The 20,864-nt window shown below is 70.8% G+C and carries 15 protein-coding genes; 11 read left to right on the top strand and 4 right to left on the bottom strand.

Annotated features, from left to right (window positions below; all coding sequences use genetic code 11):
- Positions 1 to 261: 261 nt before the first annotated feature.
- A complete protein-coding gene (locus N4G66_RS33580; protein ID WP_261708056.1) occupies positions 262 to 1,143 on the top strand; it encodes a DUF4190 domain-containing protein in 882 nt (293 codons plus the stop codon).
- 66 nt (positions 1,144 to 1,209) lie between these two features.
- Here the strand turns inward: N4G66_RS33580 and N4G66_RS33575 are convergent, their stop codons facing one another.
- Both N4G66_RS33575 and N4G66_RS33570 read right to left on the bottom strand, forming a co-directional pair.
- The gene (locus N4G66_RS33575; protein WP_261708085.1) at positions 1,210 to 2,805 is read right to left on the bottom strand and encodes an MFS transporter; all 1,596 of its coding nucleotides are present in this window, start codon (positions 2,803 to 2,805) and stop codon (positions 1,210 to 1,212) included.
- A gap of 130 nt (positions 2,806 to 2,935) precedes the next feature.
- A complete protein-coding gene (locus tag N4G66_RS33570; RefSeq protein ID WP_261708055.1) occupies positions 2,936 to 3,517 on the bottom strand; it encodes an NADAR family protein in 582 nt (193 codons plus the stop codon).
- A gap of 208 nt (positions 3,518 to 3,725) precedes the next feature.
- Between N4G66_RS33570 and N4G66_RS33565 the strand changes: the two genes are divergently transcribed.
- From N4G66_RS33565 to N4G66_RS33530, 8 genes are all read left to right on the top strand, one after another.
- A complete protein-coding gene (locus N4G66_RS33565; protein ID WP_261708054.1) occupies positions 3,726 to 5,252 on the top strand; it encodes a gamma-aminobutyraldehyde dehydrogenase in 1,527 nt (508 codons plus the stop codon).
- 76 nt (positions 5,253 to 5,328) lie between these two features.
- Entirely contained in the window at positions 5,329 to 6,576 is a 1,248-nt protein-coding gene (locus N4G66_RS33560) for a polyamine ABC transporter substrate-binding protein (RefSeq protein ID WP_261708053.1), read from the top strand.
- Positions 6,577 to 6,581: 5 nt separating this feature from the next.
- Positions 6,582 to 7,733, top strand: coding sequence for an ABC transporter ATP-binding protein (locus N4G66_RS33555; protein ID WP_391858931.1), 1,152 nt, complete (start codon positions 6,582 to 6,584; stop codon positions 7,731 to 7,733).
- The gene (locus N4G66_RS33550) at positions 7,733 to 8,662 is read left to right on the top strand and encodes an ABC transporter permease (protein WP_261708051.1); all 930 of its coding nucleotides are present in this window, start codon (positions 7,733 to 7,735) and stop codon (positions 8,660 to 8,662) included. Before N4G66_RS33555 ends, N4G66_RS33550 begins: the two co-directional genes overlap by 1 nt.
- On the top strand, positions 8,663 to 9,463 hold the full coding sequence (locus tag N4G66_RS33545; protein ID WP_261708050.1) for an ABC transporter permease: 801 nt from the start codon (positions 8,663 to 8,665) through the stop codon (positions 9,461 to 9,463).
- Between the two features lie 30 nt (positions 9,464 to 9,493).
- Complete coding sequence (locus N4G66_RS33540; protein ID WP_261708049.1) at positions 9,494 to 10,921, top strand: NAD(P)/FAD-dependent oxidoreductase; 1,428 nt, start codon at positions 9,494 to 9,496, stop codon at positions 10,919 to 10,921.
- 238 nt (positions 10,922 to 11,159) lie between these two features.
- Positions 11,160 to 11,618, top strand: coding sequence for a bifunctional DNA primase/polymerase (locus N4G66_RS33535; protein WP_261708048.1), 459 nt, complete (start codon positions 11,160 to 11,162; stop codon positions 11,616 to 11,618).
- Positions 11,619 to 11,829: 211 nt separating this feature from the next.
- Complete coding sequence (locus N4G66_RS33530) at positions 11,830 to 13,659, top strand: chitinase (RefSeq protein WP_261708047.1); 1,830 nt, start codon at positions 11,830 to 11,832, stop codon at positions 13,657 to 13,659.
- Here N4G66_RS33530 and N4G66_RS33525 read toward each other — a convergent pair.
- Together N4G66_RS33525 and gabT are read right to left on the bottom strand one after the other, a co-directional pair.
- Positions 13,598 to 14,533, bottom strand: coding sequence for a phosphatase PAP2 family protein (locus N4G66_RS33525; protein ID WP_261708046.1), 936 nt, complete (start codon positions 14,531 to 14,533; stop codon positions 13,598 to 13,600). The two genes, N4G66_RS33530 and N4G66_RS33525, sit on opposite strands and share 62 nt — an antisense overlap.
- 201 nt (positions 14,534 to 14,734) lie before the next feature.
- Positions 14,735 to 16,069: a 4-aminobutyrate--2-oxoglutarate transaminase gene (gene gabT, locus N4G66_RS33520; RefSeq protein ID WP_261708045.1), complete on the bottom strand. Its 1,335-nt coding sequence runs from the start codon at positions 16,067 to 16,069 to the stop codon at positions 14,735 to 14,737.
- A 296-nt stretch (positions 16,070 to 16,365) separates the two neighbouring features.
- Here gabT and N4G66_RS33515 point away from each other — a divergent pair, with 296 nt between their 5' ends.
- On the top strand, positions 16,366 to 18,747 hold the full coding sequence (locus tag N4G66_RS33515; RefSeq protein ID WP_261708044.1) for an ATP/GTP-binding protein: 2,382 nt from the start codon (positions 16,366 to 16,368) through the stop codon (positions 18,745 to 18,747).
- 171 nt (positions 18,748 to 18,918) lie between these two features.
- Entirely contained in the window at positions 18,919 to 20,586 is a 1,668-nt protein-coding gene (locus N4G66_RS33510; RefSeq protein ID WP_261708043.1) for a PucR family transcriptional regulator, read from the top strand.
- Positions 20,587 to 20,864 lie beyond the last annotated feature (278 nt).

Raw genomic sequence — 20,864 nt, 5'->3', positions numbered from 1 at the left:
GCGGCCGATCGGGACCACGCGCCATCCGCGGTGCCCGCGGCCGGCCCGGATCAGGGGACACCCGCCGTCGGCCCGGCTCATGCGACGCACGCGGCCGGCCCCGACCGGACGGCCCCCGCGTCGAACGGCGGACCGGACGACAGCCGGGACAGACGTCAGGACAGCGACCCGGACAGCGATTTGGACAGCGATTCGGGTGGTGGCCCGGGCGGTGGCCGGGACGGTGATCCGGGCTCCGGGTCCGAGGCGCCCGCGCGGTGGGTGGACAGCGCGTTCGATGGCGGACCGGGATACGCGGCGCCCCCGGCGGGCGGCGCGTTCGACGGCGGAGGGGGACATCCGGCGCCCCCGGCGGGCGGCGCGTTCGATGAGGCGCCTGCGGGTTTCGTTCCCGCGCAGGGCACCGCGCCCTTCGCCGTCCCCGTCCCCGACGCCCGGATATCCCTCGGGAAGCGCGAGGCCGACCGGGATTCCGAGTTCAACCCCTGGGCCCCGCCCGAGGAGATCGCCTCGTCCGGGGGGACCGCGCGGGGGAGTGCCGCGCCTCCTCCGGCGTACGGGCTTCCGGCGATCACCTCGCTGCCCGGCACGCCCGTCCCGCCCGGACCCGGACACCCGGGCGGCCCCACCTGGGACAACCCCTTCGCGCCGCCGACGGCCCGCACCCCCTACCCGCAGCCCTTTCCCGGCGAGCCCGTCCCTCCGCCGCCGATCGCCCCCGGAGGTCCCGGCCTCCCGTACGGCTACGGCTATCCGCAGTACCCCGGCGCTCCCGCGGGTGCCGTCCATCCGGGCGCACCGGGTTACGGCTGGCCCCTGGCGAGGCCCATGCCGAGCAACGGGCTGGGAACCGCCGGGCTCGTGCTGGGCATCATCGCGGCGGTCCTGTTCATCGTGTGGCCGCTGGCGATCGTGCTGGGCGTCCTCGCCGTGATCTTCGGGCTGATCGGCGGGGCCAAGGCCCGCCGCGGCGAGGCCACGAACCCCGGGCAGGCGCTGGCCGGGGTCATCTGCGGAGCCGTCGGACTCGTTCTCGCCGTCGGCGTGTTCGTCCTGGTCATCGTGTTCGCTCCCGACGACGGCGGCAGCGGTGACGCGGGTGGCGACGACGGCTTCTCCGCGTCCCTGGTGACACAGCGGTGACGGCCCGTGTGACCCACCGATGACGGCCCGCGCCCGGCCCGTCCGTGGACCGGCCCGACGGCGCTGTCAGCCGGCCGGAGGGGGTTCCTCCTGCTCCGTCGTCCCCCCTCGGCCGCCGGGGTGGCGCAGGGCGCAGAGGAACCCGACGGCGAGCGCGATCGCCATGCCGTAGAAGACCCGCTGGTTGGCCTCGGCGAAGTCCGTCCGCACGCTGCTCATCACCTCCCGCATGGTCGACGCGGTGACGCCGGTGCCCGTCGGCTGCCGTGCGTCGGAGTTGCCCGTGACCGCCTGGGCGATGTCGTCGGCCACGCCGTGGGCCTCGGTCGACGACAGGCCGTGGGACCGGAGCGTCGATACGACCTTGTCCGTCATCGTGTGTGTCAGGACGGTCCCGAAGACAGCGAGCCCGACACTCGCCGCGTAGTTGCGGACGGTCTGGGTGATGCCGGTGACCTCGCCGTAGGAGGCTCCGATGGACCGGTTGACGGCGTCGGTGGACGCGGGCGCCAGGATGAAGCCGATCCCTGCTCCCGCGAGGGCGACGTAGGGCCACTGGTCGTGCATCGACAGGTCGGTCAGCTTGTCGGCCCAGAGGTAGAACCCGACCGCGCCCAGGGCGGTGCCGATCTTCATGGCCGGCCGCGGGCCCTGCCTGTCCAGCATGCGGCCGCCCCACTGGGAGGCGATCGCGAAGCCCGCGAAGAAGTACAGCAGGTAGAGCGCGGCCTGATCGGGCGAGGCGCTGAGGGAGACCTGCGCGTACACCGAGGCGAAGAAGAACACCGGGACGAAGGCCAGCATGGCGAAGAAGAGCACCAGGGAGTCCACGGTGAACGCCTTGTCCTGGAAGACCGCCAGGTTGACCAGAGGGTGGCGCCGGTCCCGCTCGTAGCGCCAGAAGAGGATCAGGACGACGAGGCCGCCCGCGATGCAGCCCCAGGTCGCCGCGCTGTTCCAGCCCCAGGACGCGGCCTGCTGGAATCCGAGCACGCTCAGGCCCATGCCCACCGCGATGAGCAGGGCCCCGACCCCGTCCAGCGACTCGTCGCGCCGCCGGTCGGGAATGCGCGCCAGCACGGTCAGGACGAGCGCCACGACGGCGACGGGCACGTTGACCCAGAAGATCGCCCGCCAGGTCCACGACGTGAGCCAGCCGCCCAGCAGCGGGCCGATGGCCGTCAGCGCTCCTGACAGTCCGAAGAACAGTGCCAGGGCCCGGCCGCGCCGCTGCACCGGGAACACGGCCACGACGACGGCGAGGGCCGCGGGGAAGAGGAGAGCGGCCCCCAGGCCCTGTGTCGCCCTGAAGACGATCAGCCAGGTCTGGGCGAAGTCTCCCTCGGGCACACAGCCGCACAGCACCGACGAGATGACGAACACCAGGGTGCCCACGACGACGACACGGCGTGGCCCGAGCAGGTCCGCCAGCCGCCCGCCGAGGGCGAAGAACGCGGCCAGCGACAGCAGGTAGGCGTTCACCACCCACTGCATCCCGGACGCCGAGAGCCCCAGCTCGCGGACGATGTCCGGGGCCGCGATGGAGACGATCGTCTGGTCGATGAACGTCATCGCCACCGCGAAGAGCATCGCCGCCAGTGCCAGTGACTGGCGCGGCACGCGGGGTGCGGTGGGCGCGATGTCGTTCTGCTCTGCGTACATGCCACTCACACGGACAGTTTTGGCCGGTCGGGACAGCACCGCATCCGCTGACCGCCACCCCCGGGGCGGCCGCCCCGGCATCCGCTGACCGCCACCCCCGCCCCTGGGGGCGTCGCCTCCGGCCGGATCCCTAGGGGCCCGCCTCCGTGGGCGCGTCCGCCGCGCGCAGCCGCTCGCGTGCCTCCATCAGAGCGAAGCCCAGCAGGTTCTCGCCCGGCCAGCGGCGGGGGTCGAAGGCACCGTCGTCGTTAGCGGCGAGTCCGATGCCCCAGACCCGGTCCATGGGGCTCGCCTCGACCAGTACCCGCCCGCCCGTGCCCAGCAGGAACCCCCGCAGGCCGGGGTGGGCGGAGAACTTGTGGACGCTGCCCTCGACCACGATCTCGAACCGCTCGCGCTCCCATATGGCGTTGTCGAAGCCGCGCACCAGCCGGCCGGCCTTCTTGGCGAGCGCGGGGTTCGCTGCCCCGATCGCCTGCCGCTCGGCCTCGGCATCGCCGAAGAGGCGCGCCTTGGACGCCATCATCCAGTGCTCCGCCGTCGCGTAGGCGACTCCGTCGACCACGAAGGGTGACGGCCACCACTGGCTGAGACAGCTCGACCCCACCTGGCCGTCCGCCCGCGGGCGGTGCCCCCAGAAGTGCAGGTACTTCACCGGCGTCCCCGACTTGACCGCACTGGCCAGTGCTTCCCGCGACTCGATCTTCCCCATGCACGCCACTCTGGCACGCACCACTGACACACCGTCCCGCCTTTTCCAGGAGGACTCGACACCTGGTCGAAGGATTCCGTCGCGTAACCAAAAGGCAACAACGGAATCACTTGTTGGAGTCCCTTTGCTCTGTCAGGATCGGCACTCAAATCGAGCTGGAGCTACGCCGACCCCCGTCCCGACGGGGAGGACGGCGGAGGAGAGCGACATGCACAATCCGGGCCATCGCTTCCAGGCGCAGGACCGCCTCGCGGACGGCGCGCAGTACATCGGAGGCCGTCTCACCAAGGGCACCTCCGGTCGTACGCACGCCGTCGTGAACCCTGCCACCGGCGAAGAGGTGTACACGTACGAGCTGGCGGGCACCGCCGACGTGGACGCGGCCGTCGCGGCCGCCCGCGCGGCGTTCCCCGGCTGGGCGGGCACCACCCCCGGAGAGCGTTCCGACGCGCTGCACCGGTTCGCCGCCGTGCTCGCCGAGCGGGCCGAGGAGTTCGCCCAGGCCGAGTCGCTGCAGTGCGGAAAGCCCCTCAAGCTGACCCGCGAGTTCGACGTGCCGGGAACCATCGACAACACCGCGTTCTTCGCGGGCGCCGCCCGGCATCTCCAGGGCCAGTCGGCCGGTGAGTACTCCGGCGACCACACCTCGTACGTGCGCCGCGAACCCATCGGCGTCGTCGGCTCCATCGCGCCCTGGAACTACCCGCTCCAGATGGCCGCCTGGAAGATCCTCCCGGCGATCGCGGCCGGCAACACGATCGTGCTGAAGCCCGCCGAGCTGACCCCGCTCACCTCCCTGCTGTTCGCCGAGGCGGCCACCCACGCGGGCATCCCGGACGGTGTCGTCAACATCGTCACGGGCCTGGGCAAGGAGGCCGGTGAGCATCTCGTCGGGCACCCCGACGTCGCCATGACCTCCTTCACCGGGTCGACCGCCGTCGGCAAGCGCGTCGCGGAGATCGCCACCGCGACCGTCAAGCGCCTCCACCTGGAGCTCGGCGGCAAGGCCCCCTTCCTCGTCTTCGACGACGCGGACCTGGAGGCCGCCGTGCACGGCGCGGTCGCCGGTTCGCTCATCAACACCGGCCAGGACTGCACGGCCGCCACGCGCGCGTACGTGCAACGGCCGCTCTACGAAGCGTTCGTGGAGCGCACCGGTGCCCTGATGGCGAGCGTCCGCGTGGGCGATCCCTTCGCGCCCGGCACCGACCTCGGCCCGCTGATCTCGCACGCCCAGCGCGACCGTGTCGCCGGATTCGTCGAGCGGGCCCGCGGCTACGCGCGCGTGGTGACCGGCGGAGAGGTCCCGCAGGGAGAGCTCAAGAGCGGCGCGTACTATGCGCCCACGCTCGTCGCCGACGCCGGGCAGGACAGCGAGATCGTGCAGGCCGAGATCTTCGGCCCGGTGCTCGTGGTGCTCCCCTTCGACACCGACGAAGAGGGCATCGCGCTGGCCAACGACACACCGTACGGACTCGCGGCCTCCGCCTGGACCCGCGATGTCTACCGTGCCAACCGCGCGACCCGCGAGATCAAGGCCGGCTGCGTCTGGGTCAACGACCACATTCCGATCATCAGCGAGATGCCGCATGGCGGTTACAAGGCGTCCGGCTTCGGCAAGGACATGTCCGCCTACTCCTTCGAGGAGTACACGCAGGTCAAGCACGTCATGTTCGACAACACCGCGGTGGCCAGGAAGGACTGGCACCGCACGGTCTTCGGGGACCGGCCGTAGCCGATCGACCGGCTACGGCCCTGTGGCAGACCAGGCCGCGACCACGGCCGCGACCCTTCCGAAAGGGCATCAGAGCATGGAGCAGTACGAGCCCGAACGCCTGTCCCCGGTGCAACTGGCCGCCCTGCGGCGCAGCTTCCGGAACGGCAGGGCGTCCCTCACCCGCCGGTCACTGCTGCGCGCCTCGGCGGGCGGCGCGCTGGCCGCCGGCGGCCTCGGGGCGCTGAGCGCCTGCGGGATCCCCGCGGCCGGCAAACCCCAGGGCAGTGTGTCGTCGGAGGACCACTCGGCCAAGGAGAAGACGATCAACTTCTCCAACTGGACCGAGTACATGGACGTCGACGACAGCGAGAAGCACCACCCCACGCTCGACGCGTTCACCAAGCGGACCGGTATCACGGTCAAGTACACCGAGGACATCAACGACAACGTCGAGTTCTTCGGCAAGATCCAGCCGCAGCTCGCGGCGGGCCAGGACACCGGGCGCGACATGATCGTCGTCACCGACTGGCTGGCGGCCCGGCTGATCCGCTTCGGCTGGGTGCAGAAGCTCGACCCGTCGAACCTCCCGCACGCCTACACCAACCTGTCCGCCCAGTTCCGCAACCCCGACTGGGACCCCGGCCGCGCCTACTCCTACCCCTGGCAGGGCATCTCGACCGTCATCGCCTACAACAAGAAGGCGCTCGACGGGATCGAGGTCAGGTCCGTCTCCGACCTGCTCGACAACCCCAAGCTCAAGGGGCGTGTCGGCTTCCTCTCGGAGATGCGCGACAGCATCGGCATGACGCTGCTCGACATGGGCAAGGACCCGGCGAACTTCACGGACGACGACTTCGACGCCGCGACAGCCCGTATCCAGAAGGCCGTGGACAAGGGCCAGATCCGCCGCTTCACCGGCAACGACTACACGTCCGACCTCACCAAGGGCGACCTCGCGGCCTGTCTCGCCTGGGCCGGTGACGTCGTCCAGCTCAAGGCGGACAGCCCGGACGTCGACTTCATCATCCCGGACAGCGGCTATCTGACGTCCACGGACAACATGCTGGTCCCCAACAAGGCACGTCACAAGACGAACGCCGAGCGGCTCATGGACTACTACTACGAGCCCGAGCCCGCCGCGGAGCTCTCCGCCTACATCAACTACGTCTGCCCGGTCGACGGGGTGAAGCCCTACCTCGCGAAGATCGACAAGGACGCGGCGAACAACCCGCTGATCATTCCTGACAAGGCCATGGCCGCGAAGTCCCACGCCTTCCGCTCACTGAGCTCGAAGGAAGAGACGGCCTACGAAGAGAAGTTCGCGAAGCTCACAGGGGCGTGACCACCATGACGAACGAAAACAGCGGCGACGTCCGCCTCTCCGGGATCAGCAAGACGTACGGCTCCTTCACGGCCGTGCACCCCCTCGACCTGACCGTGCCGCAGGGCTCGTTCTTCGCCCTCCTCGGGGCGTCGGGCTGCGGCAAGACCACCACCCTGCGGATGATCGCCGGGCTGGAGGAGCCCACCTCGGGCGTCGTCTCGCTCGGCGACCAGGACGTGACGAACCTGCCGCCCTACAAGCGCCCGGTGAACACGGTCTTCCAGTCGTACGCCCTCTTCCCGCACCTCGACATCTTCGAGAACGTCGCCTTCGGTCTGCGCAGGCGCGGCATCAAGTCGGTGAAGAAGCAGGTCGAGGACATGCTCGACCTCGTACAGCTCGGTGAGCAGGCGCGCAAGAAACCGCACCAGCTCTCCGGCGGCCAGCAGCAGCGTGTCGCCGTGGCCCGCGCGTTGATCAACCACCCCAAGGTGCTGCTCCTCGACGAGCCGCTCGGCGCCCTCGACCTCAAGCTGCGCCGCCAGATGCAGCTGGAACTCAAGCGCATCCAGACCGAGGTCGGCATCACCTTCATCCATGTCACGCACGACCAGGAGGAGGCCATGACCATGGCCGACACCGTCGCCGTGATGAACGCGGGCCGGGTCGAGCAGCTCGGCGCGCCCGCCGACCTCTACGAGAACCCGAACACCACCTTCGTCGCCAACTTCCTCGGCACCTCCAACCTCATCGAGGCCGAGGTCGACTCCCGCAGCGGCGACGACATCGTGCTCAAGGCGGGCGGCGGCAAGCTGGTGCTCCCCGTGGCGCGCTGTTCGGCACCCGCCACGACCGGCGGCAAGGTCCTGGTCGGCGTCCGCCCGGAGAAGATCTCCCTCACGCACGCCGACGACGCGGGCGAGATACCCGCCGGCCGCAACCGGATCACCGGCAAGATCGCCGACTCCAGCTTCATCGGCGTCTCCACGCAGTACGTCATCGACAGCGCCGTCTGCCCCGAGTTCGAGGTCTACGCCCAGAACATCGACCGGGACTCCCGGCTGGTCCCCGGCGCGGACGTCGTCCTGCACTGGAGCCCGGCGCACACCTTCGGCCTCGACGCCGCGCAGGACATCGACGCCGGCGTCGAGACGGCTGAGGAAGAGGCCGCCTGATGGCCACCGTCACCGAGGTGGAGGCGCCACCGGTCGCGCCGAAGTCCGCCGATAAACCGCCCAAGAAGCGCGGCCGCCTCGTCCCGTACTGGCTGCTGCTCCCCGGCCTGCTGTGGCTCGTCGTCTTCTTCGCGCTGCCGATGGTCTACCAGGCCTCCACGTCCGTGCAGACGGGCTCGCTGGAGGAGGGCTTCAAGGTCACCTGGCACTTCCAGACGTACTGGAACGCCCTCTCCGACTACTGGCCGCAGTTCCTGCGCTCCGTGCTCTACGCCGGCGCCGCGACGATCCTGTGTCTGGTGCTCGGGTATCCGCTCGCCTACCTGATCGCGTTCCGGGCGGGCCGCTGGCGCAACCTGATCATGATCCTGGTGATCGCGCCGTTCTTCACCAGCTTCCTGATCCGCACGCTCGCCTGGAAGACGATCCTCGCGGACGGCGGCCCGGTCGTCGGCGCCCTGAACTCGCTGCACGTCCTGGACGTCACCAACTGGCTCGGCTTCACCGCGGGGGACCGCGTCCTCGCCACCCCGCTCGCGGTGGTCTGCGGACTCACGTACAACTTCCTGCCGTTCATGGTGCTGCCGCTCTACACCTCGCTGGAGCGCATCGACGGACGGCTGCACGAGGCGGCGGGAGACCTGTACGCGCGGCCGATCACCACCTTCCGCAAGGTGACGTTCCCGCTGTCGATGCCCGGTGTGGTCTCGGGAACGCTGCTGACCTTCATCCCCGCCAGCGGTGACTACGTGAACGCCGACCTGCTCGGCTCCACCGACACCCGGATGGTCGGCAACGTCATCCAGACCCAGTTCCTGCGGATTCTCGACTATCCGACGGCCGCGGCGCTCTCGTTCATTCTCATGGCTGCGATCCTCATCATGGTCACGCTCTACATCCGCAAGTCCGGGACGGAGGATCTGGTTTAAATGGCCTTCGTGAACTGGCTCAAGCGCCATCTCGTCGTCATCGCCGGCCTGGTGACGCTCGGATATCTGCTGCTGCCCAACATCGTGGTGACGGTGTTCTCCTTCAACAAACCGAAGGGGCGCTTCAATTACGAGTGGCAGCAGTTCTCGACGGACGCCTGGCGCGATCCGTGCGGGGTCGCCGACATGTGCGGCTCGCTCTCGCTCAGCCTCCAGATCGCCGTCTGGGCGACCGTCGGGGCCACCGTCCTCGGCACCATGATCGCCTTCGCACTGGTCCGCTACCGCTTCCGCGCGCGCGGCGCGGTGAACTCGCTGATCTTCCTGCCGATGGCGATGCCCGAGGTCGTCATGGCCGCCTCGCTGCTCACCCTGTTCCTCAACATGGGCGCTCAGCTGGGCTTCTGGACGATCCTGATCGCCCACATCATGTTCTGTCTCAGCTTCGTCGTGACGGCGGTCAAGGCCCGTGTCATGTCGATGGACCCGCGACTGGAACAGGCGGCCCAGGACCTCTACGCCGGCCCGGCGCAGACCTTCCTGCGCGTGACCCTGCCCATCGCGGCCCCCGGAATCGCCGCGGGCGCGCTGCTCGCCTTCGCGCTCTCCTTCGACGATTTCATCATCACCAATTTCAACGCGGGCTCGACCGTCACGTTCCCCATGTTCGTCTGGGGTTCGGCACAGCGCGGAACGCCCGTTCAGATCAATGTCATCGGTACGGCCATGTTCCTCGTCGCCGTACTGTTCGTCCTGGCCGGAATGGTCATCGGCAATCGCCGGAACAGGCAAAAGGCATAACGCTCGTCACCCTTGTTGGGAGTTGAAATCATGGCCCCAAGCGCCATGACCCGTGGTAATCAGTGGACGAAATCCCTTTCCGACGCCCAGCCGGTCCCGTACTGGCTGGACGACCCCGGCAAACCCCGCCCCGAGCCCGCGCTCACCGGCGCCGAGACCTGCGACCTGCTCGTCGTCGGCGGCGGCTACAGCGGACTGTGGACCGCGCTGATCGCCAAGGAGCGCGACCCCGGGCGGGATGTCGTCCTGGTGGAAGGCCGCGAGGTGGGCTGGGCCGCCTCGGGCCGCAACGGCGGCTTCTGCGCCGCGTCCCTCACCCACGGTCTGTCCAACGGGCTGACCCGCTGGCCGGACGAGATCAGGAAGCTGGAGGAGCTGGGCGCCCGCAACCTCGACGAGATCGAGGCGGCCGTCGCCCGCTACTCCCTCGACTGCGACTTCGAGCGCAGCGGTGAGATCGACGTCGCCACCGAGCCGCACCAGGCGGCCGAACTGCGCGACTGGCACCAGGAGTTGGAGCGCGAGGGCCTCGCCGACGGCATCGAGTTCCTGGACACCGGGGCCGTACGGGAACAGGTCGACTCCCCGACCTTCCTGGCCGGGCTGCACGACCGTCGCGGTGTCGCCATGCTGCACCCGGCCAAGCTGGCGTGGGGCCTGAAGCGGGCATGCAAGCAGCTAGGAGTGCGGGTGTACGAGCACACGCCCGCCCTCGCACTGAAGCCGTCCGGCGCCGGCATGGCCGTCCGCACGCCGTACGGCTCGGTCCGCGCCCGCCGGGTGGCCCTCGGCACCAACATCTTCCCGAACCTGGTCAGGCGCGTCCGCTCGTACACCGTCCCGGTCTACGACTACGCGCTGATGACCGAGCCGCTCAGCGCCGACCAGCTGGCCTCCATCGGCTGGAAGAACCGCCAGGGCCTCGGCGACTCGGCCAACCAGTTCCACTACTTCCGGCTGTCCGCCGACAACCGGATCCTGTGGGGCGGCTACGACGCGATCTACCCCTACGGCGGCCGGTTGAACGCCGAGCACGACGACCGCCCCGAGACGTACGCCAAGCTCGCCGGGCACTTCTTCACCTGCTTCCCACAGCTGGAGGGCGTCCGTTTCTCCCACGCCTGGGGCGGCGCGATCGACACCTGCTCGCGGTTCTCGGCGTTCTTCGGCAGCGCCCACGGGGGCAAGGTCGCCTACGCGGCGGGCTATACGGGCCTCGGCGTCGGCGCCACCCGGTTCGGCGCCGACGTGATGCTCGACCTGCTGGCGGGGGAGCGCACCGAACGGACCGAGCTGGAGATGGTCCGCCGGAAGCCGCTGCCGTTCCCGCCCGAGCCCTTCGCCTGGACCGGCATCGCGCTCACCAAGTGGTCGCTGGCGCGGGCGGACACGCACGGCGGCCGGCGCAATCTGTGGCTGAAGACCATGGACAAGCTGGGCCTCGGCTTCGACAGCTGAGGCGCGCGCCCCGGGACGTGATCCACCCGTGCGTGCCCCCAGCGTGATCCACCGGCGCGTGCCCCCGGACGTGATCCACCGGCGCGCGGACCTGGACGTGATCCACCGGCGCGCGCCCGGTGTCGGCCGGGTGACCTGAATTTTTGTCAACCAGTAGCCCGAACCCGCGTAATGAACGGCCCGGGCCTCCCTCTCCTCCGTGACGCGACCAGCGTCGACATGAGAGGGAGGTTCCGTCATGACAGGGCCCAAGGCGGCGGTCGACTGGCTGGCATCCGTGGCTCCGGATCCCGAGGCCTGCCGCCGGGAGTGGGAGCGCAACCCCCGCGGGATCGCGCTGCTGCCCGCGGGAAGGGCCTGGGACGTCCTCATCCTGCCGGGCGAGCTCGGCTATCCGACCCTCGACGTACTGACCCGGGTGATCGACCAGCCCGGTCCGGTCCTCGTCGACTTCGGCGACGCCCGGATGGGCTTCTTCGTGCCCGCGGGCACCGCGGCCCGGTGGCTCGGCACGGGGGTGCGCACGGCGGGCCACGGCACCTGGATCGTGGTGCCGTACCCGAGGCGGTCCACCGGCGGGGTCCGCTGGCTGGTCCCGCCGGACGGCTCGGGCACGCTCACCGACCCGGCACTGCTCGAACTGGCCATGCACGAGGCCGCGGCGGGCCTCGCCGGGAACGAGGACCGACGGCGGTGAGGGGCCGGGACCGGCGGCCGTCCGAAGTCCGACTCGGCGGCCGCCCGGAAGCAGGCCCGGTGATTGCCCGGAAGCCCGACCGGTGACCGTGTGGAAGCCGGCCCGGTGACCGTCCGAAGTCCGTTGCCTGCCGGAGGACTTGACAAGCGAATTGGTCTGGACCAAGTTGGGCGCGCTCCATCCTCCAACTCCCCCATGCCCGGAGGCAGTCGTGGACCGCACCAGACACAACAGACCGTTCGCACGCCGTCGCCAAAGGCTTGTCGCCGCGTGCGCGGCCACCGCCCTCGCCGTACCCGGCCTGGTCGCGCTCTCGTCGGCCGCCCGCGCGGCCGACGCGGACCTGGCCAGGAACGGCGGATTCGAGTCGGGCCTGAGCAACTGGACCTGTACGGCGGCGAGCACCGTCAATTCCCCTGTGCGGAGCGGTAGTTCGGCGCTGATGGCGACCCCGGCCGGCAGCGACTACGCGCAGTGCTCGCAGACCGTGACCGTGAAACCCGACGCGCAGTACACCCTCTCCGGATACGTCCGCGGCGGTTACGTCTACCTCGGCGCGACCGGCACCGGCACGACCGACGTCAGCACCTGGACCCCGTCCGCCACTGACTGGCAGCAACTGAGCACCGCCTTCCGCACCGGCGCCGCCACCACCCAGGTCACGATCTACACGCACGGCTGGTACGGCACCGGTACCTACTACGCCGACGACCTCTCGCTGACCGGCCCCGGCGTCGACGCCGGGCAGCCGCCGGCCGCGCCCACCGGACTGACGGCCGGCACGGTCACCTCCTCGGCGGTCGGCCTGTCCTGGACGGCGGTCACCGGCGCGACCGGCTACTCCGTGTACCGCGACGGAGTGAAGGTCCAGACGGTCACCGGCACCTCGACGACCGTGAGCGGTCTGTCCCCCTCCACCGCGTACTCCTTCCAGGTCGCGGCGACGAACGCCGCGGGCGAGTCGGCGAAGTCGGCCACGGTCACCGCGACCACCTCGGCGGGTTCGGGTGGCGGCGGCTCTTCGGACCTGCCCGCCCACGCCCTCGTCGGCTACCTCCACGCGAGCTTCGCCAACGGCGCCGGCTACACGCGGATGGCCGACGTACCCGACAGCTGGGACGTCATCGACCTGGCCTTCGGCGAACCCACCTCCACCACCTCGGGCGACATCCGCTTCAACCGCTGCCAGGTCACCGAGTGCCCCACGGCGGAGAGCGACGCCGACTTCAAGGCCGCGGTCAGGGCCAAGCAGGCGGCCGGCAAGAAGGTGCTGATCTCGATCGGCGGCCAGAACGGCCAGGTCCAGCTCACCACCACGGCCGCCCGCGACACCTTCGTCTCCTCGGTCTCGAAGATCATCGACACCTACGGCCTGGACGGCCTGGACATCGACTTCGAGGGCCACTCGCTCTCCCTGGACGCGAGCGACACGAACTTCAAGAGCCCGACGACCCCGGTGATCGTCAACCTCATCTCGGCACTGAAGACCCTGAAGGCCAAGTACGGCTCGAAGTTCGTGCTGACCATGGCCCCGGAGACCTTCTTCGTCCAGCTCGGATACCAGTACTACGGGACCGGGAAGTGGGGCGGCCAGGACCCGCGCGCCGGCGCCTACCTCCCGGTGATCCACGCCCTGCGCGACGACCTGACCCTGCTGCACGTCCAGGACTACAACTCCGGCTCGATCATGGGCCTCGACAACCAGTACCACTCCATGGGCGGCGCCGACTTCCACATCGCGATGACCGACATGCTCCTGACGGGCTTCCCGGTCGCGGGTGACGCCAATAACGTCTTCCCGCCGCTGCGCCCCGACCAGATAGCGATCGGCATGCCCGCCACCACCAACGCCGGCAACGGCTACGTGGCCCCGGCCGAGGTCACCAAGACGCTCGACTGCCTCACGAAGAAGACCAACTGCGGCTCGTACGCGACCCACGGCACCTGGCCGGGCCTGCGCGGCCTGATGACGTGGTCGGTCAACTGGGACCGGTTCGGAGGCTGGGAGTTCTCGCGCAACTTCGACGCGTACTTCGGCTGACGAACAGCCGCAGGGAGCACAGCAGCACCGCGCAGAGGCACCAACTGGCCACCACGTCCAGTGGCCAGTGGTAGCCGCGCCGGACCAGACCGAAGGCCACGCAGGCGTTCACGGCCGCACAGACGCTCAGCAGTGCGCCACGGGCGCCCGCGGTGCGGAGCAGGGGGAGCAGGAGCAGCGTCGCGGCGCCGTACGCGATGGCGGCGGTCGCGGTGTGCCCCGAGGGATAGAAGCCGGTGCCGGGTCCCATGACCGGGGGGCCCGGCCTGGCGATCAGTTCCTTCAGCGGCACGATCACCGCGGGCACGAGGGCCATCAGGACCGCGGCGGCGGCAGGAGGCTGCCACCATCGGTCCAGACCGGTGGCGCGGCCCCGCCACGCGATGTACATCAGCGTGACGGCGAGGACCGGTACCGCCACCTGGACGCTGCCCAGGTCGGCGAGCAGCTCGGAGAACCGGTCCGGGTGAACGAGGACGGCGCTGATCCGCTCGTCCAGGCTCACGAGCGGGCCGCCCGCCACGACCTGCCAGGTGATGAGCACGAAGCAGAGGGCGGGCAGGCCGAACAGGAGAGGCATGCGGGGCATGGGGGACAGCGTGCCATCGTCCGACGCTGTCGCGGCACCACCCGCCTGCCGCATCGGGCTGAAGAACGGGCCCGGCGGAGGAAGGGGAAGAAGGAGGGTCGGCCGCCCCGGAACAGGGGGGGTGGTTCCGAGGCGGCCGTCCGGACCGGGTTGCCGCGCGCCCCGGGGGGTTTGGGGCGGGCGACTGTCCGATCGGTGAGGAGAACCGGAGCCCGAAGCTCCGGGTGTGTGCGCGAGGGCACGACCAGGGCGAGGCCGGGGAAGCCTCGGCCCGGTGTCACCCACAGTCCCCTGTGGGCGGGTGTATCGCTGATCTGGTTAGAACCTACGGCAGGGGGTGCGGCTCCGACAGGCGGAATCGCGTCCCGTCATGCACCTCGCACACCTTCTTCACACGCCCCGACCCGGAACGCCGCAGCACCGGAACCCGAGCGGAATCCGCCCGTGGGCGGTTTCCCGGATTCCGGTGCTGCGGTGTCTCGGACGTCAGATGCGCGAGAAGGCCTGCTCGATGATGTCGAGACCCTCGTTCAGGAGGTCCTCGCCGATGACCAGCGGGGGCAGGAAGCGGAGGACGTTGCCGTAGGTGCCACAGGTCAGGACCAGCAGACCCTCCTGGTGGCAGGCCTTGGCGAGCGCGCCGGCCGCCTCCGGGTTCGGCTCCTTGGTCGCGGGGTCCTTGACCAGCTCGATCGCGATCATGGCGCCACGCCCGCGGACCTCGCCGATGATGTCGAACTTCTCGGCCATGGCGCCGAGGCGGGTCTTCATGACCGACTCGATGTGCTTCGCCTTGGCGTTGAGGTCGAGCTCCTTCATCGTCTCGATCGCGCCGAGCGCACCGGCGCAGGCCACCGGGTTGCCGCCGTAGGTGCCGCCCAGGCCGCCGGAGTGCGCGGCGTCCATGATCTCGGCGCGGCCCGTCACGGCGGCGAGCGGCAGACCGCCCGCGATGCCCTTGGCGGTGGTGATCAGGTCCGGGACGATGCCCTCGTCCTCGCAGGCGAACCACTGGCCGGTACGGCAGAAGCCGGACTGGATCTCGTCCGCGACGAAGACGATGCCGTTGTCCTTGGCGAACTGGCTGATGGCCGGCAGGAAGCCCTTGGCGGGCTCGATGAAGCCGCCTTCGCCGAGCAGCGGCTCGATGATGATCGCGGCGACGTTGTCGGCGCCGATCTGCTTGTTGATCATGTCGATGGCCTGCGCGGACGCCTCGGCACCGGCGTTCTCCGGGCCCGTCAGCCAGCGGTAGCCGTAGGCGACCGGCACGCGGTAGACCTCGGGCGCGAACGGGCCGAAGCCGTTCTTGTACGGCATGTTCTTGGCGGTCAGCGCCATCGTGAGGTTCGTACGGCCGTGGTAGCCGTGGTCGAAGACGACGACGGCCTGGCGCTTGGTGTACGCGCGGGCGATCTTGACGGCGTTCTCGACGGCCTCGGCGCCCGAGTTGAACAGTGCGGACTTCTTGGCGTGGTCGCCCGGGGTCAGCTCGGCGAGCGCCTCGGCGACGGCGACGTAGCCCTCGTACGGCGTGACCATGAAACAGGTGTGGGTGAAGTCCTGGAGCTGGGCGGAGGCCCGGCGTACGACGGCCTCGGCGCTCGCGCCGACCGACGTCACGGCGATGCCGGAGCCGAAGTCGATGAGGCGGTTGCCGTCGACGTCCTCGATGATCCCGCCGCCGGCGCGCGTGGTGAAGACAGGGAGCACCGACCCCACACCGGCCGCGACCACGGCGGTGCGTCGGGCCTGCAGCTCCTGCGACTTCGGGCCGGGGATGGCGGTGACGACGCGGCGCTCCTGCGGAAGTGCGGTCATGAGGGGCTCCCTGATGATCTTGTCTTGCGAAACCGGACGGTCCCCGGCGAACGCGGGGTGGTCCGGGCGGGGGGTTTTCGGACGCTTGCCTTCTTTTCTCGCAGGCTAGGGCGGTGAAGGGGCGGCTGGCATGCTCCATGTGGGTGTTTTCGGCTGCCATGTTTGTCCGTCGTGGATATAGAGAGGCGTCGGGGCTTCACCGCGGACCCGGCCGTGTAAGGGGTGAACTCCCCTGACGGGGGCGTTAGATTGACTCGCTGGTGGTGGACGGAGCGGCTGGTCAGGGGGCAAGGGCGATGGACGGCTACGGGACCCAGGACGCGCGGGGTACGCATGCGAATCCGGTGCCACCGCCGGCGGGGCCACCGGACGTGCCGGCGAGGCCGGCGTTCCTGCCGCAGCAGGCCCGTCCAGCGGTCGCCGACTGGCTCAACGAGCCGCGCCCGGATGTCCGACCGGGTATCTGGCGCTACGGGTACAGCCTGCCGAAGGCCGCGCCGGCCCGCGGGAAGCTCTCACCCGTCACCGTCATCGGCCTGGTCATCCCCCTGGTGGTCGGGATGATCGTGTGGTCCTTCTGGAAGCGGGGCGTCATCCCGTACCAGTGGACGCTCCTGCGGCTTTTCACCCCGGACGACTGGTGGTGGGGCGGCACGCTCGTTGCACCCAACACGGACAAGGGGCGCGGTGTGGACGCCCTGGTGGCCTACAACGGCATCTTCTTCGTTCTGCTCGGTTTCGCCATGAGCCGACTGGGCGGCTGGCCACAGGTCTTCCGCTACTACTTCGAGCGCAGGCGGCAGCCCGCGCGTGCCCTCCTCGCGCTCCTCGCGGCCCTCCTGACCCTCAGCTTCGTCTTCCCGAGCGCGTTCCCCGGAGTCGGCTGGGATCCCGCTCCGATCGTTGATCCGATCTTCTCTCTCACCTACGCCATTTCGGGCAGTACCAGCCTCTTCAGTTCGGTGCTGTTCGTCTACGGCGTCTACGCCGCCTTGGTTCTGCTCTTCACCTGGCCCTTCGCCCGCCTCGGCGACTGGTGGCCGCTTGCCCGGACCTGGCTCGCCGAGCGCAGCCGCAGGAAGGACGAGGGGCCCCTGCAGCAGGCCCCCGACGAGCCCCGGGCACGCTGGCCCGAACTGCGCGCGGCCGGGCAGCACGAGGAGGCGGACATCCTCACCGCCGAGGTGCTCGCCGGCCGGATGAACGACGTGGACTGCGCCCGGGTCGCACACGCCTGGACACAGGCCCGGAACCCGGCACGGATCACGGCATTCACCGACGCTGTGCGGCGCCGGGGCGCCGCCGCCCTCGCCCACCCCTCCGGCGCCCGCGACCTGCCTGTCCGCGGCGCCCGGCACGACCTGCTCGCGGGACAGGTGCGCATCGGGCGGTGGGTGAGCGGTGACCGTACGCCGCTCGCCTACGGCGGTGTGGGCGCGGCCCTCGGGCCGGAGACGCTCGGCACGTCGCTCCTCGTCGTGGGACCGCCGGGGTCCGGCAAGACCCGGCAGGTGATCGCCCCCGTGGTCGAGTCCCTCGCCCTCCAGGCGCTGACCGGCCGGTGCGCGGTCGTCGTTGTCTGCGCCGCCGGGACGGCACTCGACCCGGACTCCGCCTTCGACGTCGTGGTACGCGTCGGCGACCCGGCGGCCGTCCACGACCTGGACCCCTACGCCGAGTCCGACGACCCCGACGAGGCGGCCGCCTTCCTCGCCGAAGCCCTGGCCGGTGACCTCGACACCATGGGTGTCCAGCGGGCCGCGACGGCGCTCGCCCAGCTGCTCGGCCCGTACCGGGCGGCCTACGGCGCGTTTCCCTCCCTGCCCGTCCTGCGGGAGCTGCTCGAGGGGGAGCGCGTGGCGCTGGCGGACCTGCGCGAGGCGCTGGCGGACGAACGGCACCTGGCCATGCGCCGGGAGCTCGACGCCCGGCTCCGGCAGACCGGTACCCCCGCCGACCCCGCCCCGGCTCTCGCCGACCGGCTCGCCCTGCTGGACCGGCCGGCCTTCGCCGACTTCTTCGGCGCGGGCGACGACACGATCCGCCCCTTCTCGCTGCGCGCGGTGGCCCACCACCCCCTGCGCGTCCGCATCGACCTGCCCGAGCACGGTCATGACGAGGCGTCCCGGCTGATCACCCGGCTCGTGCTGGCCCAGTTCACCGCCGTCGTCCGTGACGCCGGCCGGGTGCACTTCGCCGGGCTCGTCCTCGACGACGCCACCGGCGCGGTGACCGCCGAGTCCGTGCGCCGGACGCAGCGGCTGCGCTCGCAGAACGCGGGCGTGGTGCTCGCGCTGCGCACCGTCGCCGACGTCCCCGAGGCCCTGCACGGACCGCTGTACGGTGCGGTCGGCTGCCGCATGGCCCTGTCCGGGGTCACCACCTGGGACGGCGGCAGGTTCGCGGCCGCCTGGGGCACCGAGTGGGTGGAGACGCGTGACGTGGCCCAGCACACCGTCTTCGCCGACCAGCCCATGACCCGGGCCATCCACGCGCTGCGCAAGCTGGTGACCGGCAAGGCCGTGACCACGGACGCCGTCACCGTGCGTCAGGTCGAGCGGGAGCGCTGGTCCGCGTCCGAACTGGCCCACGCGGTGCCGCCGGGACACGCCGTGCTGTCGCTGACGAGCGTGAAGGGCGAACACGCCCCGCCGCTGCTGGTGGACCTGCGCGGCTGAGGGGCGCCCCTGGGCGTGACGTATCGAAGGGGACGCATGGATATACGGACCACTGACCAGGACGTATGGATATGAACGCACACGGCGACCGTACGGTGAGGCAGAATCGATACAGGCCGTTCATACGCAGCGGCCAAAAGATCACAGAGATCACACAGACCTGAAGGCCTCATGCCCCCCACGCTCGCCTCGCTCGTCCACCACTCCGCGCTCAAGCTCATGGTGCGTGCGGGCGAGGACCGCCTGGACGTGCCGGTCCGCTGGGCACATGTCAGCGAGCTCGCCGACCCCGTGCCGTACATGGAGGGCGGGGAACTGCTGCTGATCACCGCGCTCAAGCTGGACGCGGACGATCCCGACGTCATGCGGCGCTACGTGAAGCGGCTGGCCGACGCCGGAGTCGTCGGGCTCGGCTTCGCCGTCGGGGTCAACTACGACGAGATCCCGAAGGCGCTCGTCGACGCGGCCGAGGAGGAGGGGTTGCCGCTCCTCGAAGTACCCCGGCGCACCCCCTTCCTCGCCATCAGCAAGGCCGTGTCCGCCGCCATCGCCGCGGATCAGTACCGGGCCGTCACCGCCGGGTTCGCCGCGCAGCGCGAACTCACCAAGCAGGCGCTGAACGACGGACCGGAAGGACTTCTCGGCGCGCTCGCCGGACAGGTCGACGGATGGGCGGCGCTCTACGACGCGTCCGGCGCCGTCGTCGCCACCGCGCCGGACTGGGCGGGGCGCCGCGCCGCGCGGCTCACCCCGGACGTGGAGCGACTGCGCGAGCGGCCCGCACCCGCGAGCTCGGTGGTGGGCGGGGAGGACCGCGTCGAACTGCACTCCCTCGGGACGGGCCGCAGGCCGCGCGCCGCGCTCGCCGTCGGGACCGCCGGAGCCCTCGGCACCGCCGAGCGCTACGCCGTGCACTCGGCGATCGCCCTGCTGACGCTCACCACGGAACGCTCGCGGTCCCTGCACGCCGCCGAGCAGCGGATCGGCGCGGCCGTGCTGGGGATGCTGCTCGCAGGGGAGCCCGACCACGCACGGGCTGTCGCCGGGGACCTGTACGGCGAACTGCTCGACGCGCCCTTCCGGCTGATCATCGCGGAGTCGGTGTCCGCGTCGGCCGGACGGGCGCACGCCGACGGGCGCGCGCGCGTGGGCGCCGCCGCGCCCTCGAAGACGGCCGTCGCCGTGCCCGACGTCAACGGCGATCCGCTGGGCGGCCTGGCCGAGGTCGTCGAATCCGCCGCCGCGCGTTCCGGGGAGTCCGTGCTCGTCGTGCCCGACGGGGAGCGGCTGGTCGTCCTCGCCGTGGACGGCGGTGCCGCGGTCGCCGCCTGCGGGGACTACGCCGTGGTGCTGGAGTCGGCGCGGGCCGTCCCGCGCGAGCAGCCCGCCGGGGCCACCGTCGACGAGGACGAACTCGTCGTCGGGCTCTCGGCCCCCGCCGGCCCGATCGCCGCCCGCGCCGCCTACAAGCAGGCCGAACAGGCCCTGTCCGTCGCCCGGCGGCGGGGCCGGTTCCTCGTCGAGCACGAGGAACTGGCGGCCGGGTCCGTTCTGCCGCTGCTCGCGGACGACGCGGTGCGGGCGTTCGCGGACGGGCTCCTGCGGGCCCTGCACGATCACGACGCCACCGGACGCGGGGACCTGGTCGCCTCGCTGCGGGCGTGGCTGTCGCGCCACGGCCAGTGGGACGCGGCGGCCGCCGACCTGGGGGTCCACCGGCACACGCTGCGCTACCGGATGCGCAGGGTCGAGGAGATCCTCGGACGATCGCTGGACGATCCCGACGTCCGGATGGAACTCTGGCTGGCCCTGAAGACCACGACCGCGACGGGGGAGTGAACCGACCCCGCCGCTGACGGTGGCGCGCTCGGGCAGGGGCGCGGCGCATGGGCATGTGTATGGGCATGGGGCGTGGCGCGTGGGCATGAGGCGCGGGCGCGGTGGCCTCGGCGACCTGTCCGCACCGGCTGTCGGCCACAGGTCACCGACCACCGGCGACCCCACCCCACCCCACTCCACCTCGACCGCCGTCGGGGACTCCAGCCTCGACTGCCGTCGGGAACCCCCAGCCCCCGACGCCGTTCGGCTGCCGTCGGGAACCCAGCCCCGACGCCTTC

Source organism: Streptomyces rhizosphaerihabitans, from assembly GCF_025399795.1.
GTDB classification, from domain to species: Bacteria; Actinomycetota; Actinomycetes; order Streptomycetales; family Streptomycetaceae; genus Streptomyces; species Streptomyces rhizosphaerihabitans.
This window is presented reverse-complemented; position numbering and strand designations above follow the sequence as displayed.